General features: G+C 69.4%; 1 protein-coding gene. It reads right to left on the bottom strand.

Going from position 1 to position 206, the window contains the following annotated elements:
* Nucleotides 1-206, bottom strand: a 206-nt coding sequence (locus OO69_RS48725; protein WP_033287485.1) for an acyltransferase domain-containing protein, incomplete at both ends; no start/stop codon positions are given.

Below are 206 nucleotides of genomic sequence, written 5' to 3'. Positions count from 1 at the left end.
GCGGTTTGCATGAGGCGGCCGCGGGCGGCGACGAGGGTGGCGGCGTCGTGCAGGGTCCAGATTCCGGCGAGGTGGGCTGCGGTGAGTTCTCCGATGGAGTGTCCGGTGAGGAAGTCGGGGCGGATGCCGTGGTGTTCGAGGAGCCGGAACAGGGCGGTCTGCAGGGCGAAGAGTGCGGGCTGGGTGTAGGCGGTGGTGTTGAGGTC

The sequence above is a fragment of the Streptomyces sp. NRRL F-525 genome (genome assembly GCF_000716605.1).
Classification (GTDB): Bacteria; Actinomycetota; Actinomycetes; order Streptomycetales; family Streptomycetaceae; genus Streptomyces.
Note: the sequence above shows the minus strand (reverse complement) of the source record. Positions and strands in the feature narration are given on the sequence as shown.